The 3,724-nt window shown below is 44.1% G+C and carries 5 protein-coding genes and 1 pseudogene; all 6 read right to left on the bottom strand.

Translation table 11 applies throughout. The features are described 5' to 3' along the window. On the bottom strand, positions 1–196 hold a 196-nt coding region (locus PVV57_RS09785), incomplete at its 3' end, for a hypothetical protein (RefSeq protein ID WP_273783989.1). Further along, on the bottom strand, positions 129–356 hold the full coding sequence (locus tag PVV57_RS09780; protein ID WP_273783988.1) for a hypothetical protein: 228 nt from the start codon (positions 354–356) through the stop codon (positions 129–131). The genes PVV57_RS09785 and PVV57_RS09780, both read right to left, overlap by 68 nt. After that, positions 353–1,015, bottom strand: coding sequence for a lysozyme (locus PVV57_RS09775; RefSeq protein ID WP_273719292.1), 663 nt, complete (start codon positions 1,013–1,015; stop codon positions 353–355). Before PVV57_RS09775 ends, PVV57_RS09780 begins: the two co-directional genes overlap by 4 nt. Before the next feature lie 66 nt (positions 1,016–1,081). Further along, the gene (locus PVV57_RS09770; RefSeq protein ID WP_273783987.1) at positions 1,082–3,172 is read right to left on the bottom strand and encodes a hypothetical protein; all 2,091 of its coding nucleotides are present in this window, start codon (positions 3,170–3,172) and stop codon (positions 1,082–1,084) included. A 28-nt stretch (positions 3,173–3,200) separates the two neighbouring features. Beyond that, the gene (locus tag PVV57_RS09765) at positions 3,201–3,416 is read right to left on the bottom strand and encodes a hypothetical protein (RefSeq protein WP_273719290.1); all 216 of its coding nucleotides are present in this window, start codon (positions 3,414–3,416) and stop codon (positions 3,201–3,203) included. Between the two features lie 9 nt (positions 3,417–3,425). Continuing rightward, positions 3,426–3,724 (bottom strand): annotated as a pseudogene (locus PVV57_RS09760) (phage tail protein); the annotation flags it as partial.

The raw sequence follows: 3,724 nt of genomic DNA, 5'->3' as shown, positions 1-3,724 counted from the left end.
TTTGCCAACCACATAAGCGTGCTCCCTGTTGATTATGTTTCAAAATATCTCTTGCTAAATTGGGACTGATCGCGTTCAGATCTTGCTTGTCTAAATAAATGGGCAACCACCCAACACAAGAAACTGTCCTATTTGCCCCGCACCCAACGAGACAAAGCAGAACGCACACCAGCATCAGTTTTTTGATTAACTTCATTTTCTACCTCAAAACGGGTCCTTGCCGTCTTTAAAGCATGCTCTGTTTGCTTCTGCCGTTCGCTCTTCTTGCCAAGGTGAAAAGCCTTAGCTAATGCCATAAAAAAAACGGCTAAAGCCGCTAACAGAAGAGACAGATTTCTTTTGAACCAAAAAATCACAAGCGCTGCTCCCGAAAACGCTTAACGACAATCGCGAGACCTGTACAAGCGGCTAAAACCATAATCCCTGCTAAAGCCCACTGAATTGGTCCATTGCCTACCAAAAATCCTCCAAAACCAGAACAAGACCCTATAATCGGCGCGAGTGCTTCTATCTTGAAAAGACCAGTTGCATTACGCGTTTCTGCCCTTTGATAGTTTGAAGCAATATAAGACCCTTTTGCCCACAAGCCGGCTTCTGCGGCTCGACGGTTGGCTAGCCCCACAAAAGTCTTCCCACCAACTTTATTCCACTTCTGTAATTCTGTTGGAACGGCTTCATAATCCCCTTGATTAAGTTTCTTCAAAAGGCTCGATTTGCAAAAGGCTTGTCTGCCTACGTTATAACAAAACGACACCAATGCCGCGAATTGGCAATCCGTTAACGAAACTGTGACCGATTTCTCAACCGCATTCTCAAATTGCTTTAAGTCTTCACAAAGGATTTCTTCTGCTTGCTTTTGCGTAATACGCATGCCTTTTTTGACAAATGGTTGACCAGCATTGCTGGTGTGGCCATAACCAATCGTCCAGATACATGCCGCATCTTTATAAGCCTCCAAACGCAATCCTTCCCACTGTTTGATAAGCTCCAAACCTTCTTTCGATATCTTTCTCATCCACTCCTCCATAAAAAAAGCCCCACATCAGTGGGGCTGTATAAAAATCTTCTAATCAGTCTCGCGTTAATAGGATAAATAAAATGGCTCACTACATCCACGGGCGCCTATTTTTTCATCTTCCTCATAACGAGAATGCGCAAAATTCCGTACAAGATAATCATTGTTTGAACCATCAGCCCAATCGCCTCCTCCCAACATAACATTTATGTCTACACGTAAACTGCTTCCTTGTTCCCCTGTATGCCATTTGGTCACGGGATAACAACCAGACAAAAATTGCCACACATAACCGCAGCCATCTTCACAGCCAATATGCGAAATCATACGACGGGATGCCGTATCAATATGTCCGCCTGACGTCTTAGGAGAAGGCGCTTGATTGCCTGAAATACTCGTGCCATAATTGCTTCCAGTCATGGAGACCGTGAACTCATCATTCGTCAAAAGTCTCTTCCTAACAGACGCCAAATCCCCTTGATGTTCATAATAGCGACGATTAGTCGTAATCGGAGCACCATATGCCGACTTCGTATTTTTACCCGTGCCTGATTGAAGATAAATATCGACCCAAATATTACTCAACGGATTGTAAACCATTCCCTCTGGAGAACACCATGGACGGTGATTTAAACACCAAACAGACATGGGCAAAATATCGCCTGCTTGATAACCCGATAAGGGATGTTCTTCAATTGTACCAACATCTGTACAAAGCGTATGAAATCCACCAATCTTTTCAGAATTATGCTCTGTATAGCCTTCTGGAGCTGTCGGATTTAACGAAATTTCATAGGATAGATCATGCTCCTGATCTTTTAGGATGAGATATATATAATAATCCTTTCCAGCCTCAAGAGTTTCTTGAAAGCTCATAGTTCCACGCCCTGGAACACGGTTCAAGATGTACCTACCCCCATGATCACCACCATGATAAAAGCGAAAAAATGCGCCGTTGTTGATCACAAGACCTTTTCTATTTTGCGGATCGGCTTCCAAAATTTTGTGAGGCTGTACAAAATGCACATTCTCTAAAAAATAAGTAAAAAGAGAATTTACATTGCCTTGAATGGCTGAAAGACTCTCACTATGCGTTTGTGTCGTCTCTTGCACTTGTGTCAATGCATTTTTTGCTTCTTCCGCTAAAGCTTTTGCTTCAGAAGCAGCGGTATTCGCAGAATTTGATGTTGCTGTCACCGTGTCTAAAGAGCTCTTGACCTCTCCAAGTCCTTGCTTCGTTGTGTCAACTTCGCCTTTGGCTTGCTCCGCAACATTCTTCGCTTCATTGGCTATTGTTTCTAAGCCCTCTGCTTGAGATTTCGCATCGCTAGCTTCTTTTAGAGCCTTCTCGACTTTCTCTGTTACACTATCTGCTACACCTTTCGCTTCTTCCGCCAAACCCTTCGCTTCTGAAGCGAGTTTCGAGGCTTCTTCCCCGCCTTTTTTGGCTGCTTCTGCAACTTTCTTAACTTCATGACACGTTGCTACCGCTGTTGCGGCTACTTGCGTCGTCTCGGTTGCTGTTTGTGAAGCTTCTCTTGCTGTTTGTTCTGCACGGGTTGCAATGGTTTTCGATTCATCGGCTAACCTCTTGGCTTCGGTCGATAAATTAACAGCATTCTCACTGCTCTGTTTGACCTCTGCAAAATTTTGTAATGCCGTCTCAAGTGAACCTTTCGTACTATTGATTTCCCCAGAGGCTCTATCAACTGCTGCTTTTGTCTCTTCTGCCATGTGCTTGACAGCATCAGAAGTATTCTTGGCTTCTTCTGCTAAGCCCTTGGCTGTATCCGCTGTATCTTTCGCAAGATTAGCCGTGGTCGTCGCTGCTTTAGCTTCTTCCTTCGCTTCATGAGACGTCGTAAGCGCTGTTGTCGCTGTTTGAACTGTTTTCGTCACTTCGCTAAGCGCTTGTTCCGACACCCTCTTCGATTCTTCTGCAACCTGTTGCGCACCATTTGCACGCGCCATGGCTTTTTCCGATTCTTGCCTTGTATTAACAACCTGTTCTAACGGTGCAAACTCTTCATACGAATACAAAGATGCCGTCCCTAAAATCTTCGGAACAACAACACTATCTTGCGAAGTACCTTCTCTGATTTCCTCTTTCGTTGCTATTGGTATCAGATACTCATGACTATGATCGGGTATTTTCATTTGCTTTATTCCTCCATTAAACCTAAAACTAACACTCTTTCAAATCTTCAAACTCTTCGCTTAAGGCTTCTAAGCGCTTCTCTAAATCTTTTAACGAACCATCAAAATCGGCTTTCAAAGCTGTTTTCAGTAAATCAAAAACGCTCTGAAGCGGCGCATGCACCAAGCCTCCCCCCGAATACAAAACAACCCGTACTTGAGACGGGTCGCTAAGTTCTGATATTGCAAACGGTTTTAATGACATTTCAACTCCTCATGTCTTGATCCCATAAACCACACTCACATTAACCGGGCGCGTTTCAAGTCCACCAACCCTCTCTGCCATAAGGTGATGCTCATGATGCGCTCTGTCATGGACGCCCTCTTTGATCGGCGTTGAATAATATAAAAAGTTGGCAAAGGGGCTTCGGATAAACCAAGGCAAGCGGGCTGGCTTATCTTTTTCTGTAAACCAAAAGGGAACCTCTACCTGTGGACTGCCTGCTATCTGGTCAAATTCTTGATGACACTTGTCCAAGGCATCTCCGTCTAATCCTAGACACTCTTCGTCTA

The organism is Bartonella sp. AU15XJBT, from assembly GCF_028618615.1.
Taxonomy (GTDB): domain Bacteria; phylum Pseudomonadota; class Alphaproteobacteria; order Rhizobiales; family Rhizobiaceae; genus Bartonella.
Note: the sequence above shows the minus strand (reverse complement) of the source record. Positions and strands in the feature narration are given on the sequence as shown.